Here is a 21173-nt window from a genome sequence, read left to right on the forward strand (position 1 = left end):
CGTCAGGAAAGCCGTCGCCGGAATTTCTCGGTCGGCTGACACCTCGGCGACCATCCTCGCCTGCCGTGCGCATGTGATGAAACGCCACGGTCGGCGCAGGGACAAGACCCCACGCCGACCGTCACCTGCGCGACCACCTACTGCTGGCGAGCGCTCACTGCTCCGGCCGTTGCTGCCACGGCTGCGGCTCGTCCGGCGGCGGCACGTCACCGTCAGCGGGCGGCTTCTGCCCCGCAGAGCTGGACGGGTCGAAGGGACGTCCGCTGGACTCCCCAGCCTGGGTGGCCTCCGCTGTGGCCTCACTGGCCTGGCCGCGCGCCTCACGCAGCGCCTCGGCCGGGTCCTGCAGCGAGGTCTCCGGCAACTCAACGTCCAAGCCCTCGATGTGCTCGAACGCATCGCGACGGCGTTCGCGACGGGTCTGTCCTCCGCCGCCCTCGGACGGGCTCTCGCCGCCGCCGGCCGGTGCACCGCCCGGGCCGTCGGAGCCGCCCCCGAAGGCTGACGTGATCGAACCCAGCGCAGCGGTGAACTCCGCGGGCACCACCCACAGCTTGGACGAGGTGCCGTTGGCGATCTCCGGCAGCATCTGCAGGTACTGGTAGGCGAGCAGCTTCGGGTCGGCATCCCCGCGGTGGATGGCGTCGAACACCTGCAGGATGGCGCGGGATTCACCCTGTGCCTTGAGGATGGCGGCCTGTGCCTGGCCTTCGGCCTTGAGGATGGCCGACTGCTTCTCACCCTCGGCGGTCAGGATGGCCGACTGCTTGACACCCTCGGCGGTCAGGATCGCAGCGCGACGGTCGCGCTCGGCGCGCATCTGCTGCTCCATCGCTCCCTGCACGCTCGGCGGCGGGTCGATCGCCTTGAGCTCGACCCGGTTCACCCGGATACCCCAGCGACCGGTGGCTTCGTCCAACACCCCGCGCAGCTGGCCGTTGATCTGGTCACGGCTGGTGAGCGTCTGCTCCAGGTCCATCGAACCGATGATGTTACGCAGCGTGGTCACGGTGAGCTGCTCGATCGCCTGGATGTAGTCGGCGATCTCATATGTCGCGGCCTTGGGGTCGGTCACCTGGTAGTAGACGACCGTGTCGATGCTGACGACGAGGTTGTCGGAGGTGATCACCGGCTGCGGCCGGAACGGCACCACACGCTCACGCAGGTCGACACCGGCGCGGATCCGGTCCACGAACGGGATGAGGAAATGAAGGCCGGCATACATCGTGGACTGGTAACGACCCAGCCGCTCGATGATCAGTGCTCCGGCCTGCGGCACGATCCGGATCGCACGCGCAATCGCGACGATGACGAACAGCGCCACGAGGATGATGATGATGAAACCGACGACGGTTCCTGCGTCTCCCACGATGACCCCTCTGTGTGGTGGTTGGTAGCGGCGCTACGCGTGCAACTCCGCCTCTGTCACGTTGTGTGGTTGTGATGGATGGGCGTTCACCGGCAACGGGCGGCTGCCGCCTCAGTCGGCGTCAGTAGCCCGGCGCTGGTGGTCCGTAGGGCTGACTCGGATCGGCCGGTGTCTCAGGTGCCGTGACGTAGGCGGTAGCGCCTTCGATCCGGACCACGACGACGTCCGTCCCCGCCGGCAGCACCGTTCCGCGCTGCTCGTTGCGGGCGGTCCACACCTCGCCCGAGAGCTTGACCCGCCCGGCGCGGTCGGTCACGTCTGCCACGACGGTGGCCGAGCGCCCGATCTGTGCGTCGATCCCGGTCTTGGCGTCCGGGGTCGTCGACTTCAACTTGGCGAGCGCCCATGGGCGCACCCCGAACAGCAGCAGGACGGCGACAACCGCCGCGACGAGCAGCTGCACCAGGAAGGGGGCACCCAGCAGTCCAGCGACAGCGGCCGCAACAGCGCCACCTGCGAGCATCAGGAACAGCAGATCGACGGTCAGCATCTCCACCACGCCGAGAATCAACGCGGCACCGAGCCACCACAGCCAGCCCAGGTCCATGGGTCTCCTCCCGTCTCGTTCTGCTCATCCTATCCATGCCGACCCGAACTGCACCGGTCGAGGTCCGGCCCCAGGTGGGCAGAACTTCCCAGGCTTGAGGGCGAGCCCTAGCGGGCAGCCCTCGCCTCGTGCACACCAGGCTCTCCCGCGAGGGCACGTGCCGCGAAACGGGAACCGTGGCGCTCGACCACCAGATCGAGTCCGAACGTGGCCGACAAGTGCTGCGGCGTCATCACCGACTCCAGCTCTCCGGCCGCTACCACCTGACCGTCACGCAAGAGGAGGCCGTCGGTGAAACCCGGCGGGATCTCCTCCACATGGTGAGTCACCAGGACCAGCACCGGTGACATCACATCGGCAGCGAGCTCACCCAGAGCGGCCACCAGTTCCTCGCGGCCGCCCAGGTCCAACCCGGCACCGGGTTCGTCGAGGATCAGCAGCTCGGGGTCTGTCATCAACGCCCGTGCGATCTGCACCCGCTTGCGTTCACCCTCGGAAAGCGTGCCGAAGAGCCGCTCCTCGAAGCCGGACATGCCGAAGGCGGCGAGCAGGTCACGAGCGCGACCGAGGTCGAGCTGCTCGTAGGACTCCCGCCACCGGCCGGTCATGCCATAGGACGCGGTGAGGACCACGTCGATCACCCGCTCCGATCTCGGGATGCGGTCGGCGAGCGAGGCGCTGGACAGACCGATCCGTGGCCGCAGCTCGAAGACGTCAACCTTGCCGAGTTCCTCACCCAGGACGACGACACGCCCGCCCGTGGGGTGCATCCGCGCTGCGGCCAGGGCCGCGACCGTGGTCTTCCCGGCGCCGTTGGGGCCGAGCACGACCCAACGCTCACCTTCCTCCACCGACCATGTCATCGAGTCGAGGATGGCCTTGTCTCCTCGGCGGACCGTCACATCGTCGAACTGGAGCACATCACCCATGCTGTGAGCCTATCGGTCCACCCACCCTCCCCCGGCACAGCCACTGGCGCTACGCGCCGTCCGCGGGTGTGACACGGGCCCACAGCCTCATCTAGCCTGCCTGCCGTGCCGATCGATCTGCCGCGTAGTGTGCTCGCCGCCCTCTGGGTGGACGAGTTGCGCACCGTCGCCGGCCCGGCTGGGTTGCCGGCCGCAGTGGACACCGCCGTCCGTGCCGTCCAGGGTGAGGACGAGCCGCACACCGTGGTCGAACCGGACGGACGCGAAGCCACCCTCGCCGGGTTGCTGCTCGATCTCAGTGGCTCGACGTCGGTGGTGCACACGGCACTGCCCGTCCCTGGGGAGATCGGAGTGCCCGCCGCGCTCGCTGACGAGACGAGCGTGGCGGGAGAGGCGATCGTCGCCGTCGGGACCGCTGCGGGGCCGACCGTGGTGGCCCTCCCACACGTGCTGGAGTTCGGTTCGGCGTGGGAGCCGGGCGCCATGGTGACCTGGCACCTACGTCGCGACTCCGGCCGGGTGCCCGTCCCGGACTCGGCCGCGGACGCCCGTCGGAGCCTGACGGAGGCTCTCGAGATCGCGATCGACGCATTGACACGCATGGACGTGGCACGATGGCGCCCTGAGGCGGCCGAGCAGATTGCTGATCTCGCCTCCGGAGTCGTGCCGAGCGATCTGGCCCGCCGTCTACCGGAACGGGTGGACCGGCGCCGTGTGGATCTGCTGGTACGCGCGGCCCGGTTGGACGCGATCGTGCGGCTGGCCTCGCAGGACCATGGGGCCGCCGTCAACGCCTGGCAGGTGGATCAGCGAAGTGCCGCCATGCGGCACGTGGCCACGGCCGCACGTCGCGCCATGGTCGCGGCCACGATCAGCGCCCCGGCTCCTCAGCCACCCAGCACACCGCGATAGACCTCGAGTGTGCGCTCGGCAATGGCGTCCCAGGAGAACATCTCCTCGGCGCGGCGTCGCCCTGCCTGCCCCATCCTCCGGGCCTGGTCAGCGCCGGTGGAGACATCGGCCAGGGCCTGCGCGAGATCGGCCTCGAACTTCTCCGGGTCCAGAGGAGTCCCGGTCCCGTCCTGACGCTGCTCGAGCGCAACCAGCCGCCCGGTCTCACCGTCGGCCACGACCTCCGGGATCCCGCCGGTAGCCGAGGCCACCACCGGAACCCCGACCGCCATGGCCTCGAGGTTGACGATCCCGAGCGGTTCGTACACCGAGGGGCACACGAACACCGTCGAAGCGGCGAGGAGCCCGACGACCTCCGCACGCGGCAGCATCTGGTCGATCCAGACCACTCCCGTCCGGGTGCGCTGAAGCTCAGCGACCGCTTCGGTGACCTCCGCGGCGAGCTCGGGGGTATCAGGCGCCCCCGCGCAGAGGACCAGTTGGACCTCGGGCGGTAACTGATGGGCCGCGGCGAGCAGGTGCGGCAGTCCCTTCTGGCGGGTGATACGACCGACGAAGATCACCGCCGGCCGATCCGGGTCCACCCCGTGCTGACGGGCGATCTGCGCGCTCTCCGCCTCCCCCGGTCGCTGCCAGGCGTTCAGATCGATGCCGTTGTGCACCACCACGACCTTCTCGGGGTCGAGCTGCGGGTAGCAACGTAGGATATCCGCGCGCATCCCGGCGCTGACGGCGATGATGCGGGCGGCTCCCTCGTACGCCGTCCGCTCGGCCCAGCTGGACAGGGCGTAACCGCCGCCGAGCTGCTCGGCCTTCCAGGGACGCAACGGTTCGAGGCTGTGCGCCGAGACCACGTGCGGGATGCCGTGCAGGAGACCGCCGAGGTGCCCGCCCATGTTGGCGTACCAGGTGTGGGAGTGAACCAGATCGGCACCGGCGAGGTCGTTGGCCATCTGCAGGTCGACGCCGAGGGTGGCCAGCGCCGCATTGGCATCGGTCAGGGTAGTCGGGACGTCGTATCCGGTGACGCCCTCATCCGCACGCGGCCCGTCGAAGCACCTCACCCGCACGTCGAGGTGCTGACGCAGCACCCGTGAGAGCTCATCGACGTGCACGCCGGCACCGCCGTAGACATGCGGTGGATATTCACGGGTGAGGATGTCGACACGCATCGCTTACTCCTTCGTGCTGGTACGCCAGGTGAACTCAGAAAAACTAATGGCGGGTTTGGATGGTGCAAGCCGCCTGATGACTCTAGGGTTCTGAGCATGGCAGCACCACGGGTTCTCGCAATCGTTCTGGCTGGCGGCGAAGGGAAGCGGCTGATGCCGCTGACGCAGGACCGGGCCAAACCCGCGGTCCCGTTCGGCGGGATATACCGCCTGATCGACTTCGCGCTCTCGAACGTGGTGAACTCCGGCTACCTGAAGATCGTGGTGCTCACGCAGTACAAGTCCCACTCGCTGGACCGGCACATCGCCACGACCTGGCGGATGTCCGCACTGCTGGGCAACTACGTGGCGCCCGTCCCGGCCCAGCAGCGGGTCGGAAAGAACTGGTTCCTCGGCAGCGCCGATGCGATCTACCAGTCGCTGAACCTCATCGACGACGAGAAGCCGGACATCGTGGTGGTGGTCGGAGCAGATCACGTCTACCGCATGGACTTCTCCCAGATGGTCGCCTCGCACATCGAGTCCGGTGCGGAGATGACGGTGGCCGGCATCAGGCAACCGAAGTCCCTGGCCGACCAGTTCGGAGTGATCGACGCCGATTCGTCCGACCCCCGCAAGATCGCCGCATTCCTGGAGAAGCCGGCCGACCCGCCCGGCCTGGCGGACTCCCCCGATGAGGTGCTGGCGTCGATGGGGAACTACGTGATGAACGCCGATGCCCTGGTGGACGCGGTCACCTCCGACGCTGCCCGCGCCGACTCCAAGCACGACATGGGCGGCGACATCGTGCCCCACTTCGTCTCCAAGGGCCAGTGCGGCCTGTATGACTTCATCGACAACGACGTTCCGGGCTCGAAGGATCGCGATCGTGACTACTGGCGTGACGTCGGGACGCTGGACGCCTACTACGAGGCGAACCGGGATCTGATCGCCGTTGAGCCGGTCTTCAACCTCTACAACAATTCCTGGCCGCTGCACACCGGGTACACCGGACTGCCACCGGCCAAGTTCGTGCACGCCGTCGAGGATCGGGTAGGCCACGCGACCGACTCCATCATCTCCCCCGGTGTGGTGGTCTCGGGCGGCGAGGTCTCCGGATCGGTCCTCTCCCCGGGCGTCCGGGTGAATTCCTGGTCACAGGTGACCGACGCCGTCCTCATGGACGGGGTGTCGGTGCACCGGCACGCGACGGTACGCCGGGCCATCCTCGACAAGGGTGTGGTCGTCGAGGCCGGCGCCACCGTCGGCGTGGACCACGAGCGGGACACCGCACGCGGCTTCACGGTCACCGACGGCGGGATCACCGTCGTCCCGAAGAACGGGCGGGTCGCCACGGACTGAGCCTGCCCTGGCAGGATCTTCCGCATGGATCACAGGGATCACAGCAACGGTGAGGGACGTCGTCGGCTGATCGTGATGGACGTGGATTCCACGTTCATCACCGCCGAGCAGATCGATCTGCTCGCCACACGGGCCGGCACCGGCGAGCAGGTGGCAGCCATCACCGAGCGGGCCATGGCCGGCGAACTGGACTTCGCCGCATCGTTGACCGAACGTGTGGCCACCCTGGCCGGCCTCCCGGTGGAGGTGCTCGCCGAAGTCCGTGCCGAGATCTCCCTGAGCCCGGGAGCTGCCGAGCTGGTGACGGCGGCCCAGGCCCGGGACTGGCCGCTCGCGCTGGTCTCGGGCGGCTTTCACGAGATCGTCGATCCGATCGCTGCCGGCCTGGGGATCACCCGGGTGCGCGCGAACCGGCTCCAGGCGCGCGAGGGGGTGCTGACCGGCCGCATCGCGGGACCGATCGTGGACCGTGCCGCGAAGGCAACCTGGTTGCGCACCTTCGCCGCCGAGGAGGGGATCGACCTGATCGACACTGTCGCGATCGGTGATGGTGCGAACGACCTGGACATGCTGGCGGCCGCCGGTCTGGGGATCGCCTTCCATGCCAAGCCGGTGGTGGCTGCACAGGCGGATCGCGCGATCACCGACGGCGGTCTGGACCAGGTGCTCACCTGGCTGTGAGGCGCGTGAGGATCAGCCGCTCTCGCGTCCGCTGATCAGCTCTGTCAGGACGCAACTGCGCCGGCCGATATCGGGCCAGGCAACGTTCGGGGAGAGGACGGCCGCCATCGCCGTCGAGATGCCCGTGCGTACGCGGTGGAGGGCTGCCTCCTGCGAGCCGGGTGCCGCCAGCAGGTGCGCGACGGCGGAGGTCACCGGTTCGTGCCCCACCACCAGCACCGTCGGTGTGGGTTCCGGAACGTCCCGTATCGCGTCGAGGACGTCACTCAGATCCGCCTCGTAGAGCTCGTCGAGGTAACGCACCTCCGCGCCCTCCGCGCGCTCGGCCATACCCGCAGCTGCCAGTTGCCACGTCTGGCGGGTGCGCACGGCGACCGAGCACAGCACCAGATCCGGCACGAGGCCGGAAGCCGCCAGGCGCTCCCCGACGATACGAGCGTGGGCGCGGCCGTCCAGGCTCAGGGCACGGTCGACGTCCCGCAGGGCGCCGTGCTCGGCTTGCGCGTGCCGCAACAGCACCAGGCGCTTGGAGGCAGAGTTCATCACGCCAGCCTAAGGGCGCATCCGAATCCCGTTGGCGCAATCGAATCCGGCTGCAACTACCCGGAGCGGGATTCCTTCGCCGGAGCGGGATTCGAATGAGGAAGACTGTGATCCGTGAAGGTTGACCTGAAGAAGCAGATCCCCTCCTACACCGCTCGGCGCGGCACCTTCTCGATCGTCGAGGTCCCGTCGTTGCAGTACCTCATGGTCGACGGCCAGGGTGACCCGAACACCTCACAGGCCTACGCCGACGCTGTGGGATCGCTGTATCCACTCGCCTACACCCTGAAGTTCCTCAGCAAGCGTGAGCTGGACCGGGACTACGTCGTGCCGCCGCTGGAGGCGCTCTGGTGGGCCGAGGACATGGCGGCGTTCACCACCGCCCGGGACAAGTCACGGTGGTCCTGGACGGTGATGATCGCCGTCCCGGACTGGCTCGGAGCCGAGCAGGTCGAGGCGGCGAGGGAGGCGGTGCGCAGTAAGGGTGGCGCCCCCGCACTGGAGCACGTCCGCTTCGAGGCCCTGGACGAGGGGCTCAGTGTGCAGACGCTGCACATCGGGCCCTACGACGACGAAGCGCCCGTGCTCGCCGCCATGCACACCGAGTTCATCCCCAGTCAGGGGCTACGGATGACCGGTCGCCACCATGAGATCTACCTCAGCGACCCCCGGCGGATGCCGGCCGAACGGTTGCGGACGATCCTGCGCCAGCCGGTGGAGCGGGACTCAGCCTGAACCGGCAGCCGCTCCATCCATTCCCGTTCGGACATGCGCGACCTGAACGAGGCCCTACAGCCCCATCGCGTGCACGCCACCGTCGACGTGCACGATTTCCGCCGTGGTCGCCGGGAACCAGTCCGAGAGCAGCGCCACGATCGTGCGGGCGGTCGGCTCGGCGTCCGAGACGTCCCATCCCAACGGCGCCCGGTCGGGCCAGCCGCCCTCCATCTCCTCGAACCCGGGAATCGACTTGGCCGCGGTGGTGCGCAGCGGCCCGGCGGAGACGAGGTTGACACGGATGCCCTCCGGGCCGAGGTCACGGGCGAGGTACCGGGCGGTCGCCTCGAAGGCGGCCTTGGCCACGCCCATCCAGTCGTAGACCGGCCAGGCGTACTGGGCGTCGAAGGTCAGGCCCACCACGGAGGACCCGCGCGTCAACAACGGCTGCGCGGCGACGGCCAGCGACTTGAGGGAGAACGCGGAGATCTCCACCGCGGTGGAGACGTCCTTCCACTCCCCGGAGAGGAAATTGCCACCCATCACCGACTGCGGAGCAAATCCGATCGAGTGCACGACGCCGTCGAGGTGGTCGACGTGCTCAGAGACCCGATCAGCCAACGCGGCCAGATCCTCCTCGCTCGTCACGTCGAGCTCCACCACGGGGGCCGGCTCCGGGAGCCGCCTGGCGATCGCCTGGGTGAGCTTCAACTGCCGACCGAACGAGGAGAGCACCACAGTCGCACCCTGCTCCTGCGCCAGGCGCGCCACGGAGAAGGCGATCGAGCTCTCCATGAGCACACCCGTCACCAGCAGCGTCTTCCCGTCCAGCAGTCCCATCATGTCCCTCTCGTCGTGACGCGTTCCGGCCCCGAGCCTAGCGGCCGCCGGCACCGTCGAAGAATCGCTTGCTCAGTGCCCCATCCCGAGGCCGCCGTCCACCGGGATCACTGCACCGCTGACGTACCCGGCACCGGCAAGGAAGGCGACGGCGTCGGCGATCTCGTCCGTCGCACCGAACCGACCGGCTGGGATGGAGGCCAGGTACTTCTCCTGCGTGGCCTCGGGCAGCTCAGCGGTCATGGCGGTGTCGATGAACCCCGGAGCCACGACGTTGGCGGTGATACCCCGCCCGCCGAGCTCACGGGTGATGGAGCGCGCCATCCCCACCAGGCCGGATTTGGTCGCCGCGTAGTTGACCTGCCCCGGTGAGCCGTACAGCCCCACCACCGAGGAGATCATGATGATCCGCCCGGTCCGTTTGCGGATCATTGGCTTGGTCGCCCGGCGCACGCAGCGGAACACCCCGGTGAGGTTGACGTCCACCACGTCGGTGAACTCCTCATCGGTCATCCGCATCAGCAACGTGTCCTTGGTGATGCCGGCGTTGGCCACGAGCACCTCAGTCGGACCCTGATGCTCCTCGATCGCCGTGAATGCCGCGTCCACGGAGGCGGTGTCGGTCATGTCCGCGTGGGCGAAGAACACTCCCTCGGGAAGGTCGTCGGAACGGGCGATCCCCGCTACCCGGAAGCCGTCGGCCACGAACCTCTCGGCGATGGCCCGTCCGATCCCCCGGTTGGCGCCGGTGACCACCACGGTCCGGCCCTGGTTCTGCTCTTCGCTCACCGCATGTTCCTCTCGATCTCGCTGCGTCGCCGGGCCCACGCTAGCGCGTCTGGACAGGTGGAGGCAGATCGGCGACCGGTCACCGTCGCTCGTCTGCCTCGGCGGGAGGCGGGGCGTACCCTGGAGTGGTGTCCGAGGTTCATGCGATCACCGCCGCAGGACGCCCGCAGAGCGAGCAGTCCCACGATCGGATCGTGCGCTACCTGATCACCATGGGCATCCGGACCGGGTGCTTCGTCGCGGCGTTGTTCACCGACGGCTGGGTGCGGTGGGCCTGCATCGCAGCGGCCGGTCTGCTGCCGCTGATCGCCGTGATGCTCGCCAACGCCGGTGTGGAGCGGCGCCAGCGACCGGACACCCTGATCGCAACCCTCCCGGCCGAACCAGAGCGTCAATTGACCAACCCCACCCGTGGCGAGGAGCGTCCATGACCGAGTTGATCTGCAGCGCGAAAGGCTGCCGGAGCACGGCGGACTGGGCGCTGCGGTGGAACAATCCCCGCTTGCACACCCCCGACCGGCGCAAGACCTGGCTCGCCTGCGAGTCCCACCGCCAGCATCTGGAGCACTTCCTCGGTGCACGCTCCTTCCTCCGCGAGACGATTCCGGTGGCCGAACTCACCGCCGATGACTGATTCCAGCACCCGCTACGCCTTCCTCCGCTCACGCAGGTGGGCCGGGATCATGGCGATGGCGGTCGTCGTCAGCCTCACCTGCGCCATGCTGGGCTACTGGCAGCTGACCCGCTACCAGGGCAAGGCTGAGGCGGCCGCCCTGGTGGAGGCGAACTACGACAGCCCACCGGTTGCCCTGACCGAGTTGCTCCCGACGGCGCACTCCACCTGGCCCGAGGACCTCACCTGGCGTCAGGTCACCGTGACCGGGGAATACCTGGTCCCCGCTGTGGTGCTCCCCCAGCGACCGATCGGTGGGTCACCCGCAGACCATGTGCTGGCGGCCCTCGCCCTGCAGGTCGAGGGTGAGGAGGAACCGTGGTGGCTGCTGGTCGACCGCGGCTGGTACCGCTCCGACGCGTTCGCTGACCACACCGCCGAGCAGGAGCTCCCCGAGGGTGAGGTGAGGGTGACGGTGCGTCTGCGGGCTGCCGAGCCCCGGAGCGAACGGGATCTCACCGGCCGTCAGGTCTACGCGATCAACCCGTCGCAGGTCCTGGACGTGGCCGCTCCTGGTGCCGACCTCGCAGGCACGGTGGTCACCGGCGTCTACGGGGTACTGGTCGAGGAATCCCCGACCACAGCCACGCCGCCCGCACCGCTACCGCGCCCGAGCGCCGACCTGGGCAATCACCTGTCCTACGCGTTTCAATGGTGGGTGTTTGCCCTCGGAGCGCTGGTGGGTGCCGTCGTGCTCGCACGGCGCGAGGCGGCCGACTGGGCTGACCCAGCCGACCACTCCGGCCCTGCGGGGCACGCCAGCACCGGGACGCACCCGGACCCCGGCCACTCCGCCGTGTCCTCCCACCGGCCGCCCCGCCAGTCTTCCCAGCGACAGTCCCGCCGGCCGCGGCGCCGCACCGAGGCCGACGAGGAGGACGCGATCATCGACGCCCAGCTCGAGGCCGCGCGAACGGCCCAGGCTGCTGCCGTGCCGACTCACACCGGCGACGATCAGGCGAGTGAGACCAACTCGAGGTAGTTGGGGTTCCACAGGTCCTCGTCGCCGTCGGGAAGCAGGAGAACACGCTCCGGCTCGAGAGCCTGGACCGCCCCCTCGTCGTGCGTGACCAGCACCACGGCTCCGGTGAAGCTGCGCAGGGCGGCGAGAATCTCCTCCCGGCTGGCCGGATCGAGGTTGTTGGTCGGCTCGTCCAACAGCAGCACGTTCGCCTGGGACACGACCAGCACCGCAAGCGCCAACCGGGTCTTCTCGCCACCGGAGAGCACCTTGGCCGGCTTCTCGGCGTCGTCACCGGAGAACAGGAATGACCCGAGCACGCTGCGCACCTGGGTGTCGGTGAGATCCGGTGCGGCGGTGCGCAGGTTCTCCACCACGGTGCGTTCGGTGTCGAGGGTCTCGTGCTCCTGGGCGTAGTAGCCCACCTTCAGGCCGTGCCCGGGGAGCACCTCACCGGTGTCGGAGGGCTCGGTGCCGGCGAGCAGCCGCAGCAGGGTGGTCTTCCCAGCGCCGTTGAGTCCGAGCACCACGACCTTCGAGCCGCGGTCGATCGCCAGATCGACGTCGGTGAACACCTCGAGGGAGCCGTAGGACTTCGACAGCCCCTGGGCTCGCAACGGCGTCTTGCCGCACGGAGCCGGGTCGGGGAATCGGAGCTTGGCGACCTTGTCGGCAGCGCGGACATCGTCCAGGCCGGCGAGCATCCGCTCAGCGCGGCGTGCCATGTTCTGGGCGGCGACCGCCTTGGTTGCCTTGGCGCGCATCTTGTCGGCCTGCGCCATCAGCGCCGATGCCTTCTTCTCGGCATTGGCTCGTTCGCGCTTGCGCCGGCGTTCATCGGTCTCACGCTGTTCGAGGTAGGCGTGCCAGCGCAGGTTGTAGATGTCGAGCTCGGACCGGTTGGCGTCCAGGTGGAACACCTTGTTGACCGTGGCCTCGAGCAGCCCGGTGTCGTGGCTGATGACGACGAAACCGCCGGGGTAGGAGGCCAGGTACTCCCGCAGCCAGACGATCGAGTCGGCATCGAGGTGGTTGGTGGGTTCGTCGAGCAGGAGCGTCTGGGAGTCGGAGAACAGGATGCGGGCGAGTTCGACGCGGCGGCGCTGGCCCCCGGAAAGCGTGCGCAACGGCTGGGAGAGCACCTTCGGCGGCAGGCCGAGGTTGGAGGTGATGCGGGCGGCTTCGCTCTCGGCCGCCCATCCTCCCTGCGCCTCGAACTCGGCATCGAGCCGGGTGTAGCGGGCCATGGCGCGCTCGCGGACGGCGTCGTTCTCGCTGGCCATCTCGTCTTCGGCCTTGCGCACCCGCCGGAGCAGCTCGTGCAGGTTCCGGGCGGAGAGCACGCGGTCCATGGCCAGCTGGTCGAGATCGCCGGTCCGTGGGTCCTGCGGCAGATAGCCGACCGTCCCGGTGCGGGTGATGGTGCCTTCGGTCGGCTCGCCTTCACCAGCGAGCGTCTTGGTGAGAGTGGTCTTGCCGGCACCGTTGCGGCCGACGAGACCGATCCGGTCACCGGAGTCGATCCGAAAGCTGGAGGCACTGAGCAATTGCCGAGCCCCGATTCTGAGCCCGACACCCTGCGCGATAATCACTGGCCCGACTGTACCGCCCGTCGCGACTCAAGAAGAATCAATACTCCGACCGCGGCGCATCCCAGTAGCGCCAAGCCGACCGGCCCGGCGACGGGTGCCTGCGGAGCGATCAGCTGACCCACGCCTGACTCGGCACCGCTCGTGCTCGCTTGCCACGGCCAGAGCGCACGCAGGGAGCCGATCATGAGGCCGATCATGGCGAGCAGGGTGAGACGGCGGTGGGTGTGCAGCAGCCACCGTAGGACCTGCACGAATGTCGCCAGGCCGACCGCGGCTCCGGCCGCGAAGACGGCGATGTAGCCGAGGTCACGGTCGTGCACGGCGCCGAGGGTGGTCGAGTACAGACCGATGGCGAGCAGGAAGAACGCGCCGGAGACTCCCGGTACCACGAGCGCGCAGATCGCCACCGCCGCGGCGAGGAACACCACGATGATCGGCGGGTCAGCCTGCGTCTCGCCGCCGGCGAATCCGATCAGCACGAAGGCGATGACGGCTGCCAGCACCACCACGAGCACATCCCGCACGCGGCGTGCCCCAGCGGGCGGCAGCATCCGCACCGGCACCAGGATGCTCGTGGCCACGAGGCCGAAGAACAGCCCCCGGGCGTGCTCGGGGTGGGACGTGACGAACCCCTCCATCACACCGGCGGCCAGGAGCACGGCAGCCGCCATCCCAGCCAGCACCGGCAGAATCAGCCACCAGTCGGTGCGTCGCAGCTCCGTGGTGAAGGTACGACGGTCGGGGCCGACGACCAATCGCCGGCCTGCAGCGAGCACGTGGGCGGCTGCATCGATGAGCCGGTCGTACACACCGGTGACGAGCGCCACCGTGCCACCGGAGACACCCGGCACGAGCTCGGCGGACCCGATCAGGAATCCCCGGACGAGATTCAGCAGTGTTGCCCAGGGACGACGGCGAGCGGGAACCGCGGGGGTCTCGGAGGTCACCGCACAGACGCTACCGTGAGACCGTGGCCGCAAGCCCCCACCATCACACCCTGGAGGAACGCAACCGTGAGCGTCACCTTCCGAGCCTGGCGCGAAGGCGACGAGGTCGCCGCAGCCGCAGCATTCGGCGCATCGGACACTCCGCAGGCGAATCTGGACCGCCTGCTTCTCGGACCGGATGCTGAGGACCCGTGGCGTCGCTGCCTGGTGGCCGAGATCGATGGTGAGGTCATCGGCGCGGCGGCGGTCAGTGAGGCGCGCCTGCATCCGGACCGGCTGTGGGTCTATGTGGAGGTCGCCCCCGATCATCGACGCCAAGGAACCGGCTCGGAACTGGTGCGGCGGCTACGCGAGGTCGCGTCGCCGTCGGGAGTGGGCGCCCTCCGGGCGCGGTATACGGCCGGCAACGAGGCCGCTGAAGGGTTCGCTGCCGCGCTGGGGCTCGAGCTGGTCCACCGCAGCCGGCAGGTGCTGGTGCAGCCGGGCGCGCTGGATGTCCCGACCTTCGGCCCCACTGGCCCGGCACTGGAGGATCTGGCGACCGGGTCAGTGGAGTTGTCAAAGCTGGTCGTGGCGTTCTACGACGCCACGCACTCCTCCTGGGACCGCTCGGAGATGACACTCGGGCGGGCCCAGGATCTGTTGCTCGCGCCGGAGACCGGAGCGAGGGGGGCGATCGTGCTGCGGGATCGGCCGAAGCCGAGTGGCGGCACCATCCTGGCGTTCGCGGTCTCCTACGATCCGCCGGGGCTGGACCCCAACGACGCCGACGCTACTCCGACCGTTCCCGCCCCAGACGACGCCCCGACGCAGGTGCTGCTCGGCTACGACCCCGAACTCGCCGACGCGCGTTCCCGGGCCGCAGTCCGTCACCTCCTGGCAATGCTCGCGGCCCGGTACCCGGTGCAGATCGAGGTGGATGACGCGATGACGCCGCTTTCCGCTGTGATCGACGATCTGCTCGTCATCGGCTCGGCCGAGATCGTCACCGAGACCCGGTTCGTCGCCTCCGAATGAACGCTCGGGTGGGTCGCGTCAGACGTTGAAGCCGAGCGCCCGCAACTGCTCACGGCCGTCGTCGGTGATCTTCTCCGGACCCCACGGCGGCATCCAGACCCAGTTGATGCGCTGGCCTGCCACGAGGCCTTCCAGCGCCTGGGCGGCCTGATCCTCGATCACATCGGTGAGCGGGCAGGCCGCGGACGTCAGGGTCATATCGATCACGGCGTGGTTGTTCTGGTCCACCGTCACCCCGTAGATGAGCCCGAGGTCGACGACGTTGATCCCCAGCTCGGGGTCGATCACGTCGCGCAGAGCCTCCTCCACGTCCGCGGCGTTGGGGGCCGCGGCGGAGCTGGCGGGTGTCGGGGTCTGGGTGGTGTCCGCGCTCTCGGACGGCGTCTCTGTCTGGGTGTCAGTCATCGGTCTTCCTCACCTCTCGCCCGCCTGCGGCGGGGCGGTCACAGCCTGTGCGAGCGCATCCCGCAGGGCCATCCAGCCCAGCAGCGCGCACTTGATTCGCGCCGGGTAGCGCGCTACCCCGACAAACGCCGCGGCGTCGCCGAGTATTTCCTCACGGTCGTCCTCCAGTGGCTGACCTCGGTTGTTCATCAGCGCCCGGAATGTCTCGGTCACCCTGTCCACCGTGGCCACATCGGCGCCGGCCACCAGGTCGGTCAGCACCGAGACCGAGGCCTGGGAGATCGAGCACCCGGTCCCGTCCCAGGTCACGCGATCAATGATCGGCGCCGTGGCGCCTTCCCGGAGGTGCACCCGGAGCCGTACCTCGTCCCCGCAGGTCGGATTCACCTGGAAGGACTCTGCCGAGGCTGGTGGGGCATCCGGGCCGCCACCGCCTGCGCCATGCCGCTCCCGGGAGTGATCCAGGATCACCTGCTGGTAGAGCTGCTCCATCGAGCCGGTCATCGCCACTCACCTCCCCATGAAGAAGTCTCGCACCCGACTAAGCGCATCGCAGAACGTGTCGAGCTCGGCCGTCGTGGTGTGCACCCCAACCGAGGCACGTGCAGACGAGGGCGCCCCGAGCCGGCGATGCAGCGGCTGCGCACAGTGGTGCCCCACCCGCACCGCCACACCGGCGTCGTCGAGCAGCTGGCCCACATCGTGTGGGTGCACCCCGTCCACGGTGAACGCCACGACCCCGACTCGCTCGCGCGGCTCGGTCGGACCCAGCACCCGCACCCCGTCGACCTGCGCGATCCCGGAGAGCAGGTGCGCGGTCAACTCGGCCTCGTGGGCAGCCACCGCATCCATCCCCAGCTCGGAGAGGTAGTCGGCCGCGGCGTGCAGCCCGACGGTCTGGGCCACCATCTGCGTGCCGGCCTCGAACCGCTGCGGTGGTGCCGCGAAGGTGGTCTCGGTCATGGTCACCACCTCCACCATCGAACCGCCGGTCCCGAACGGCGGGAGTGCCTCAAGTAGTTCTCGCCGCCCGTAGAGTGCACCGATCCCGGTCGGCCCGAGCATCTTGTGCCCGGAGAACACGGCGAAGTCCACGTCCAGGGCATGCAGATCCACCGGCAGGTGCGGAACACTCTGGCAGGCGTCGAGCACGACCAGGGCACCGTGGGCGCGAGCGGCTGCCACGATGTCCCGGACCGGGCTGATCGCTCCCGTCACATTCGACACGTGGGTGAATGCGACCACCCGGGTGCGGTCGGTGATCACGTCGAGAGTGTCGAGGTTGATCCGACCCTCATCGGTCATCCCGAGCCAGCGCAAGGTGGCACCGGTGCGGGCGCACAGCTCCTGCCACGGCACCAGATTGGCGTGGTGCTCGGCCTCTGTCACCACAATCTCGTCGCCGGGACCGAGCCGGTACCGCTCCGCCGCAGCCTGACCGCGCCCCAGGGAGGCGTTGGAGAAGGCGTACGTGAGCAGGTTGATACCCTCGGTGGCGTTCTTGGTCCAGACGATCTCGTCGGTGTCGGCACCAACAAGCGCTGCGACGGCCGAACGCGCCTGCTCGTAGGCCTCGGTGGCCTCCTCGGCGAGGGCGTGCGCACCGCGGTGCACGGCGGCGTTGCGCTGCAGGTAGAAGTCCTGCTCGGCATCGATCACGCACTCGGGCTTCTGGCTGGTGGCCGCGGAGTCGAGGTAGATCAGCGGCCGACCGTCGCGCACGGTGCGGGTGAGCAGCGGGAAGTCGGCCCTGACGGCGGCCAGCTCGGTAGCCGTCAGGGTGCGTCCTGCCTCCCGCTGCTCGATGCTCATGGTGCTCAGGCCGGGGTGAGGAAGCGGTCGTAGCCCTCGGCCTCAAGCCGCTCGGCGAGCTCGGGGCCCCCCTCTTCGGCCACCTGTCCGTTGACGAACACGTGGACATAGTCCGGGGTGATGTACCGCAGGATGCGGGTGTAGTGAGTGATGAGGAGAACGCCGACGTCGGTGTTTCCCTTGACGCGGTTGACGCCCTCGGAGACCACGCGCAGTGCGTCGACGTCCAGGCCGGAGTCGGTCTCGTCCAGCACCGCGAACTTGGGCTGCAGCAGCTCCATCTGGAGGATCTCGTGGCGCTTCTTCTCACCACCGGAGAAGCCTTCGTTGACGTTGCGCTCGGCGAACGTGGGATCCATCCGCAGGTTCTCCATCGTGCCGCGCACGTCGGAGACCCAGTGCCGCAGGGCCGGCGCCTTACCGTCGATCGCGGTCTTGGCGGTGCGGAGGAAGTTCGACACGGTCACGCCCGGCACCTCGACGGGGTACTGCATGGCGAGGAACATCCCGGCGCGGGCGCGCTCGTCCACGCTCATCTCGAGCAGGTTCTCGCCGTCGAGCAGCACCTCACCGCTGGTCACCGCGTACTTCGGGTGGCCGGCGATGGCGTACGCCAGAGTGGACTTGCCGGAACCGTTCGGGCCCATCAGCGCGTGGGTCTCACCGCTCTTGACGGTCAGGTCCACGCCGCGCAGGATCTTCTTCGGGCCGTCGGGGGTCTCGACGTCGACGTGCAGGTCACGGATCTCAAGGGTCGACATTTCGTCTTCTTCTCTCGTGGTCTTCAGGTGGTGGATTCGGTGGTGGCGGCGACGTCGATGTCGACGAGGACACGGTCGCCGTCATAACTCACCGGGTAGGTCGGGACCGGCCGGGTGGCCGGCAGGGACAGGGGGCGGCCGGTGCTGAGGTCGAAGGTGGACCCGTGCAGCCAGCACTCGATCGTGGCGCCTTCAACCTCTCCCTCGGAGAGGGACACCTGCCCGTGGGAGCAGATGTCCGACAGCGCGTAGTAGTCGCCGTCCTCAGACCTGGCCAAGGCGATCTCGACGGGTGAGCCGTCCACGCCGTCGAGCTCGAGACGCATCGCCTCGCCGGGCTCGAGGTCCTCCTTGGAGGCGACGACCTGGGCCGTCATCCCTGCGCCTCGCCGGACTCGATGGCTTCGATCACCCGGCGTTCCTGCGAAACGTCCTCAGTGTCGGCCAGGTCTCCGAGCACGGCGTCCAGCTCGGCGTCGATCGCGGCCAGCAGCCGTTCCTCGACCGCCGGTACGCCGATCTTGGTGATCATCTCGGCGAAGAAGCCGCGCACCACGAGCCGACGGGCAGCCGCCTCGGGGATACCGCGTGAACGCAGGTAGAACAGCTGGTCGTCGTCGAAGCGCCCGGTGGCCGAGGCGTGCCCCGCACCCTCGATCTCACCGGTCTCGATCTCCAGGTTCGGCACCGAGTCGGCACGGGCACCATCAGTGAGCACCAGGTTGCGGTTCAGCTCATAGGTATCGGTGCCTTCGGCGGCCTTACGGATCAGCACGTCCCCGATCCACACGCTACGGGCGTCATCTCCCTGCAGGGCGCCCTTGTAGGTGACCCGGGAGGTGCAGTTGGGCACCGCGTGGTCGACGAAGAGCCGGTGCTCCTGGTGCTGACCGGAATCAGCGAAGTAGAGGCCGTTCATCTCCACCGACCCCCCGGTCGCGGCGAAGGCCGCCTCCGGGGTGAGCCGGACGACGTCGCCGCCGAGGGTGACCACGACGTGCTTGAGCGTGGCGTCGCGGCCGACGACCGCGCGGTGGGAGGAGGCGTGCACGGCCCCGGAGTCCCAGTCCTGCACGGAGACCACCCGCAGCGAGGCGCCGTCCGCGACATGGATCTCCACGGTCTGCGCGAGCTGAGCGCTGCCGCGGTGGTCCAGCACGACCACGGCCTCGCTGTGGTGCTCAGCGATGATGGTGATGTGCTGGGCGGCCGGCTCCTCGCCGCTGCCGCGCACGGTCAGCGTGGTCTCGCGCCCGGCCACGTGCTCGGCCGGGATCGTCACCAGCAGGCCCTCGGCGAAGGACTCCCACGCGACGGCGGAGATCCGGTCTCCCGGAGCGCCCGCCTTGCCGAGCCGGTCGTCACTACGGTCGACATGCTCGACCCGCACGCCCTCGTCGGCCGTGACCTCGACCTGCGGGGCGGTACCGGTGAGTGCGCCTGCCATCAGGCCCTGGAGCCGGTTCATGGGCGAGAACCGCCACACCTCTTCCCGGCCGTTCGGCACGTCGAAGTCGGCCAGGGCGAAGGAGGTGGCGCGATCGGCGCGCGAACCTTCCGGCGCAAGGCCGTGGCTGTGCGCATCGTCGGCAGTCGCCTGAGCGTGGTCGGTCGTCAGACCGGTGTCTTGCGTCGTGGTGGTCGACATCAGCCGACGGCCCCTTCCATCTGCAGTTCGATGAGCCGGTTGAGCTCGAGGGCGTACTCCATGGGCAGCTCGCGGGCGATCGGCTCGACGAAGCCGCGCACGATCATCGCCATCGCCTCGGTCTCCTCCATCCCGCGGGACATGAGGTAGAACAACTGGTCTTCGCTCACCTTGGAGACGGTGGCCTCGTGCCCCATCTCCACGTCGTCCTCGCGGACGTCGACGTAGGGGTAGGTGTCGGAGCGGGAGACAGTGTCCACGAGCAGTGCGTCGCAGAGCACATTGGACTTCGATGCCTCGGCACCGTCCATCACCTGCACCAGTCCGCGGTAGGAGGCGCGGCCTCCCCCGCGGGCGACCGACTTGGAGACGATCGAGGAGGACGTGTGCGGGGCCATGTGCACCATCTTGGATCCGGTGTCCTGGTGCTGTCCCTCGCCTGCGAAGGCGATGGAGAGGGTCTCACCGCGGGCGTGCTCGCCCATCAGATACACGGCCGGGTACTTCATGGTGACCTTGGAGCCGATGTTGCCGTCGATCCACTCCATGGTGCCGCCGGCCTCGACCGTGGCGCGCTTGGTGACGAGGTTGTAGACGTTGTTCGACCAGTTCTGGATCGTCGTGTACCGCACGCGGGCGTCCTTCTTGACGATGATCTCCACGACTGCTGAGTGCAACGAGTCCGAGGTGTAGATCGGCGCCGTGCAACCCTCGACGTAGTGCACGTAGGAGCCCTCGTCGGCGATGATCAGCGTCCGCTCGAACTGGCCCATGTTCTCGGTGTTGATCCGGAAGTAGGCCTGCAGCGGGATCTCCACGTGCACGCCCGGCGGCACGTAGACGAAGGAGCCACCCGACCACACGGCGGTGTTCAGCGCGGCGAACTTGTTGTCACCGGCGGGGATCACCGTGCCGAAGTACTCCTCGAAGATCTCCGGGTGCTCGCGCAACGCGGTGTCGGTGTCGAGGAACTGCACACCCTGGCGCTCGAGTTCTTCGTTGATCTGGTGGTAGACCACCTCGGACTCGTACTGCGCGGCGACGCCGGCCACGAGACGCTGCTTCTCCGCCTCCGGGATGCCGAGCTTGTCGTAGGTCTCCTTGATCTCCTCGGGCAGGTCCTCCCAGGACTGGGCCTGCTTCTCGGTGGAGCGCACGAAGTACTTGATGTTGTCGAAGTCGATCCCGGTGAGGTCGGCACCCCAGTTCGGCATCGGCTTCTTCTCGAACAGCCGCAGGCCCTTGAGCCTGTTCTTGCGCATCCACTCCGACTCGTCCTTCATGTCGGAGATGTTGCGCACCACGGCCTCGGAGAGCCCGCGCTCGGCGTTGGCGCCGGCGTCGTCGGAGTCGTGCCAGCCGTAGTTGTAGGTACCGATCGAGGCGATCGTCTCGTCCTGCGTCAGCTGGCCCGTTGCCGGGGGCTGAGCCGGTGTGGTCTCGGTGGTCATCTCAGG

24 protein-coding genes are annotated in these 21173 nt (G+C 68.6%); 8 read left to right on the plus strand and 16 right to left on the minus strand.

What is annotated here, in order from left to right:
• Positions 1-154 precede the first annotated feature (154 nt).
• From FV560_RS15150 to FV560_RS15160, 3 genes are all read right to left on the minus strand, one after another.
• A complete protein-coding gene (locus FV560_RS15150; protein ID WP_159622388.1) occupies positions 155-1369 on the minus strand; it encodes an SPFH domain-containing protein in 1215 nt (404 codons plus the stop codon).
• Between the two features lie 121 nt (positions 1370-1490).
• Entirely contained in the window at positions 1491-1976 is a 486-nt protein-coding gene (locus FV560_RS15155; protein ID WP_159622389.1) for an NfeD family protein, read from the minus strand.
• Positions 1977-2083: 107 nt separating this feature from the next.
• Positions 2084-2905 carry an ABC transporter ATP-binding protein gene (locus FV560_RS15160; RefSeq protein ID WP_159622390.1) on the minus strand — a complete coding sequence of 274 codons (822 nt, stop codon included), beginning with the start codon at positions 2903-2905 and terminating at the stop codon, positions 2084-2086.
• A gap of 105 nt (positions 2906-3010) precedes the next feature.
• Here FV560_RS15160 and FV560_RS15165 point away from each other — a divergent pair, with 105 nt between their 5' ends.
• Complete coding sequence (locus tag FV560_RS15165; protein ID WP_159622391.1) at positions 3011-3817, plus strand: hypothetical protein; 807 nt, start codon at positions 3011-3013, stop codon at positions 3815-3817.
• Here the strand turns inward: FV560_RS15165 and glgA are convergent.
• On the minus strand, positions 3793-4989 hold the full coding sequence (gene glgA, locus FV560_RS15170; RefSeq protein WP_159622392.1) for a glycogen synthase: 1197 nt from the start codon (positions 4987-4989) through the stop codon (positions 3793-3795). The two genes, FV560_RS15165 and glgA, sit on opposite strands and share 25 nt — an antisense overlap.
• Before the next feature lie 96 nt (positions 4990-5085).
• On the opposite strand from glgA, the gene glgC reads away from it, so the two are divergent.
• Positions 5086-6330, plus strand: a complete 1245-nt coding sequence (gene glgC, locus FV560_RS15175) for a glucose-1-phosphate adenylyltransferase (RefSeq protein WP_159622393.1) — start codon at positions 5086-5088, stop codon at positions 6328-6330.
• Between the two features lie 24 nt (positions 6331-6354).
• Positions 6355-7011 carry a phosphoserine phosphatase SerB gene (gene serB / locus FV560_RS15180; RefSeq protein ID WP_159622394.1) on the plus strand — a complete coding sequence of 219 codons (657 nt, stop codon included), beginning with the start codon at positions 6355-6357 and terminating at the stop codon, positions 7009-7011.
• Between the two features lie 12 nt (positions 7012-7023).
• On the opposite strand, the gene FV560_RS15185 is transcribed toward serB, so the two are convergent.
• Positions 7024-7554, minus strand: coding sequence for a SixA phosphatase family protein (locus tag FV560_RS15185; protein WP_159622395.1), 531 nt, complete (start codon positions 7552-7554; stop codon positions 7024-7026).
• A gap of 114 nt (positions 7555-7668) precedes the next feature.
• On the opposite strand from FV560_RS15185, the gene FV560_RS15190 reads away from it, so the two are divergent.
• On the plus strand, positions 7669-8289 hold the full coding sequence (locus FV560_RS15190; protein ID WP_159622396.1) for a GyrI-like domain-containing protein: 621 nt from the start codon (positions 7669-7671) through the stop codon (positions 8287-8289).
• A gap of 54 nt (positions 8290-8343) precedes the next feature.
• On the opposite strand, the gene fabI is transcribed toward FV560_RS15190, so the two are convergent.
• Both fabI and fabG read right to left on the minus strand, forming a co-directional pair.
• Entirely contained in the window at positions 8344-9111 is a 768-nt protein-coding gene (gene fabI / locus FV560_RS15195; protein WP_159622440.1) for an enoyl-ACP reductase FabI, read from the minus strand.
• Positions 9112-9183: 72 nt separating this feature from the next.
• Entirely contained in the window at positions 9184-9900 is a 717-nt protein-coding gene (fabG, locus tag FV560_RS15200) for a 3-oxoacyl-ACP reductase FabG (protein ID WP_159622397.1), read from the minus strand.
• A gap of 128 nt (positions 9901-10028) precedes the next feature.
• Between fabG and FV560_RS15205 the strand changes: the two genes are divergently transcribed.
• The 3 genes from FV560_RS15205 to FV560_RS15215 are packed head-to-tail and all read left to right on the plus strand — an operon-like array spanning position 10029 to position 11555.
• Positions 10029-10331, plus strand: a complete 303-nt coding sequence (locus tag FV560_RS15205; protein WP_235020155.1) for a DUF3099 domain-containing protein — start codon at positions 10029-10031, stop codon at positions 10329-10331.
• Positions 10328-10534 carry a hypothetical protein gene (locus tag FV560_RS15210; RefSeq protein WP_159622399.1) on the plus strand — a complete coding sequence of 69 codons (207 nt, stop codon included), beginning with the start codon at positions 10328-10330 and terminating at the stop codon, positions 10532-10534. Before FV560_RS15205 ends, FV560_RS15210 begins: the two co-directional genes overlap by 4 nt.
• Positions 10527-11555 (plus strand): SURF1 family protein, encoded by a 1029-nt coding sequence (locus FV560_RS15215; protein ID WP_159622400.1) that lies wholly within the window; start codon positions 10527-10529, stop codon positions 11553-11555. Before FV560_RS15210 ends, FV560_RS15215 begins: the two co-directional genes overlap by 8 nt.
• Here FV560_RS15215 and FV560_RS15220 read toward each other — a convergent pair.
• Positions 11528-13126 carry an ABC-F family ATP-binding cassette domain-containing protein gene (locus FV560_RS15220; protein ID WP_159622401.1) on the minus strand — a complete coding sequence of 533 codons (1599 nt, stop codon included), beginning with the start codon at positions 13124-13126 and terminating at the stop codon, positions 11528-11530. The two genes, FV560_RS15215 and FV560_RS15220, sit on opposite strands and share 28 nt — an antisense overlap.
• Positions 13123-14073, minus strand: a complete 951-nt coding sequence (locus FV560_RS15225) for a DUF368 domain-containing protein (protein ID WP_159622402.1) — start codon at positions 14071-14073, stop codon at positions 13123-13125. The genes FV560_RS15220 and FV560_RS15225 overlap by 4 nt, the downstream gene beginning before the upstream one ends.
• Before the next feature lie 66 nt (positions 14074-14139).
• Here FV560_RS15225 and FV560_RS15230 point away from each other — a divergent pair, with 66 nt between their 5' ends.
• Positions 14140-15090, plus strand: a complete 951-nt coding sequence (locus FV560_RS15230; RefSeq protein ID WP_159622403.1) for a GNAT family N-acetyltransferase — start codon at positions 14140-14142, stop codon at positions 15088-15090.
• Positions 15091-15108: 18 nt separating this feature from the next.
• On the opposite strand, the gene FV560_RS15235 is transcribed toward FV560_RS15230, so the two are convergent.
• Genes FV560_RS15235 through sufB form a run of 7 tightly spaced genes read right to left on the minus strand, consistent with a single transcriptional unit; the run spans position 15109 to position 21167 of the window.
• Positions 15109-15495: a metal-sulfur cluster assembly factor gene (locus tag FV560_RS15235; RefSeq protein ID WP_235020156.1), complete on the minus strand. Its 387-nt coding sequence runs from the start codon at positions 15493-15495 to the stop codon at positions 15109-15111.
• A gap of 9 nt (positions 15496-15504) precedes the next feature.
• The gene (sufU, locus tag FV560_RS15240; protein WP_159622404.1) at positions 15505-15999 is read right to left on the minus strand and encodes a Fe-S cluster assembly sulfur transfer protein SufU; all 495 of its coding nucleotides are present in this window, start codon (positions 15997-15999) and stop codon (positions 15505-15507) included.
• 6 nt (positions 16000-16005) lie between these two features.
• Positions 16006-17307: a cysteine desulfurase gene (locus tag FV560_RS15245; protein WP_159622405.1), complete on the minus strand. Its 1302-nt coding sequence runs from the start codon at positions 17305-17307 to the stop codon at positions 16006-16008.
• 5 nt (positions 17308-17312) lie between these two features.
• A complete protein-coding gene (sufC, locus tag FV560_RS15250; RefSeq protein WP_159622406.1) occupies positions 17313-18068 on the minus strand; it encodes a Fe-S cluster assembly ATPase SufC in 756 nt (251 codons plus the stop codon).
• Positions 18069-18091: 23 nt separating this feature from the next.
• Positions 18092-18445: a non-heme iron oxygenase ferredoxin subunit gene (locus FV560_RS15255; RefSeq protein ID WP_159622407.1), complete on the minus strand. Its 354-nt coding sequence runs from the start codon at positions 18443-18445 to the stop codon at positions 18092-18094.
• Positions 18442-19716 carry a Fe-S cluster assembly protein SufD gene (sufD, locus tag FV560_RS15260; protein WP_159622408.1) on the minus strand — a complete coding sequence of 425 codons (1275 nt, stop codon included), beginning with the start codon at positions 19714-19716 and terminating at the stop codon, positions 18442-18444. The genes FV560_RS15255 and sufD overlap by 4 nt, the downstream gene beginning before the upstream one ends.
• Complete coding sequence (sufB, locus tag FV560_RS15265) at positions 19716-21167, minus strand: Fe-S cluster assembly protein SufB (RefSeq protein ID WP_159622409.1); 1452 nt, start codon at positions 21165-21167, stop codon at positions 19716-19718. Before sufB ends, sufD begins: the two co-directional genes overlap by 1 nt.
• Positions 21168-21173 lie beyond the last annotated feature (6 nt).

The organism is Ruania rhizosphaerae (assembly GCF_009805705.1).
GTDB lineage: Bacteria > Actinomycetota > Actinomycetes > Actinomycetales > Beutenbergiaceae > Ruania > Ruania rhizosphaerae.

What these genes read in the sequence shown, in the direction of transcription:
- serB (WP_159622394.1), top strand. Translation starts at nt 6,355, where the DNA reads ATGGATCACAGGGATCACAGCAACGGTGAGGGACGTCGTCGGCTGATC.
- sufB (WP_159622409.1), bottom strand. Translation starts at nt 21,167, where the DNA reads ATGACCACCGAGACCACACCGGCTCAGCCCCCGGCAACGGGCCAGCTG.
- glgC (WP_159622393.1), top strand. Translation starts at nt 5,086, where the DNA reads ATGGCAGCACCACGGGTTCTCGCAATCGTTCTGGCTGGCGGCGAAGGG.
- FV560_RS15235 (WP_235020156.1), bottom strand. Translation starts at nt 15,495, where the DNA reads ATGACTGACACCCAGACAGAGACGCCGTCCGAGAGCGCGGACACCACC.
- fabI (WP_159622440.1), bottom strand. Translation starts at nt 9,111, where the DNA reads ATGGGACTGCTGGACGGGAAGACGCTGCTGGTGACGGGTGTGCTCATG.
- FV560_RS15255 (WP_159622407.1), bottom strand. Translation starts at nt 18,445, where the DNA reads ATGACGGCCCAGGTCGTCGCCTCCAAGGAGGACCTCGAGCCCGGCGAG.
- glgA (WP_159622392.1), bottom strand. Translation starts at nt 4,989, where the DNA reads ATGCGTGTCGACATCCTCACCCGTGAATATCCACCGCATGTCTACGGC.
- FV560_RS15245 (WP_159622405.1), bottom strand. Translation starts at nt 17,307, where the DNA reads ATGAGCATCGAGCAGCGGGAGGCAGGACGCACCCTGACGGCTACCGAG.
- FV560_RS15185 (WP_159622395.1), bottom strand. Translation starts at nt 7,554, where the DNA reads ATGAACTCTGCCTCCAAGCGCCTGGTGCTGTTGCGGCACGCGCAAGCC.
- sufU (WP_159622404.1), bottom strand. Translation starts at nt 15,999, where the DNA reads ATGACCGGCTCGATGGAGCAGCTCTACCAGCAGGTGATCCTGGATCAC.
- FV560_RS15160 (WP_159622390.1), bottom strand. Translation starts at nt 2,905, where the DNA reads ATGGGTGATGTGCTCCAGTTCGACGATGTGACGGTCCGCCGAGGAGAC.
- FV560_RS15155 (WP_159622389.1), bottom strand. Translation starts at nt 1,976, where the DNA reads ATGGACCTGGGCTGGCTGTGGTGGCTCGGTGCCGCGTTGATTCTCGGC.
- sufC (WP_159622406.1), bottom strand. Translation starts at nt 18,068, where the DNA reads ATGTCGACCCTTGAGATCCGTGACCTGCACGTCGACGTCGAGACCCCC.
- sufD (WP_159622408.1), bottom strand. Translation starts at nt 19,716, where the DNA reads ATGTCGACCACCACGACGCAAGACACCGGTCTGACGACCGACCACGCT.
- FV560_RS15215 (WP_159622400.1), top strand. Translation starts at nt 10,527, where the DNA reads ATGACTGATTCCAGCACCCGCTACGCCTTCCTCCGCTCACGCAGGTGG.
- FV560_RS15210 (WP_159622399.1), top strand. Translation starts at nt 10,328, where the DNA reads ATGACCGAGTTGATCTGCAGCGCGAAAGGCTGCCGGAGCACGGCGGAC.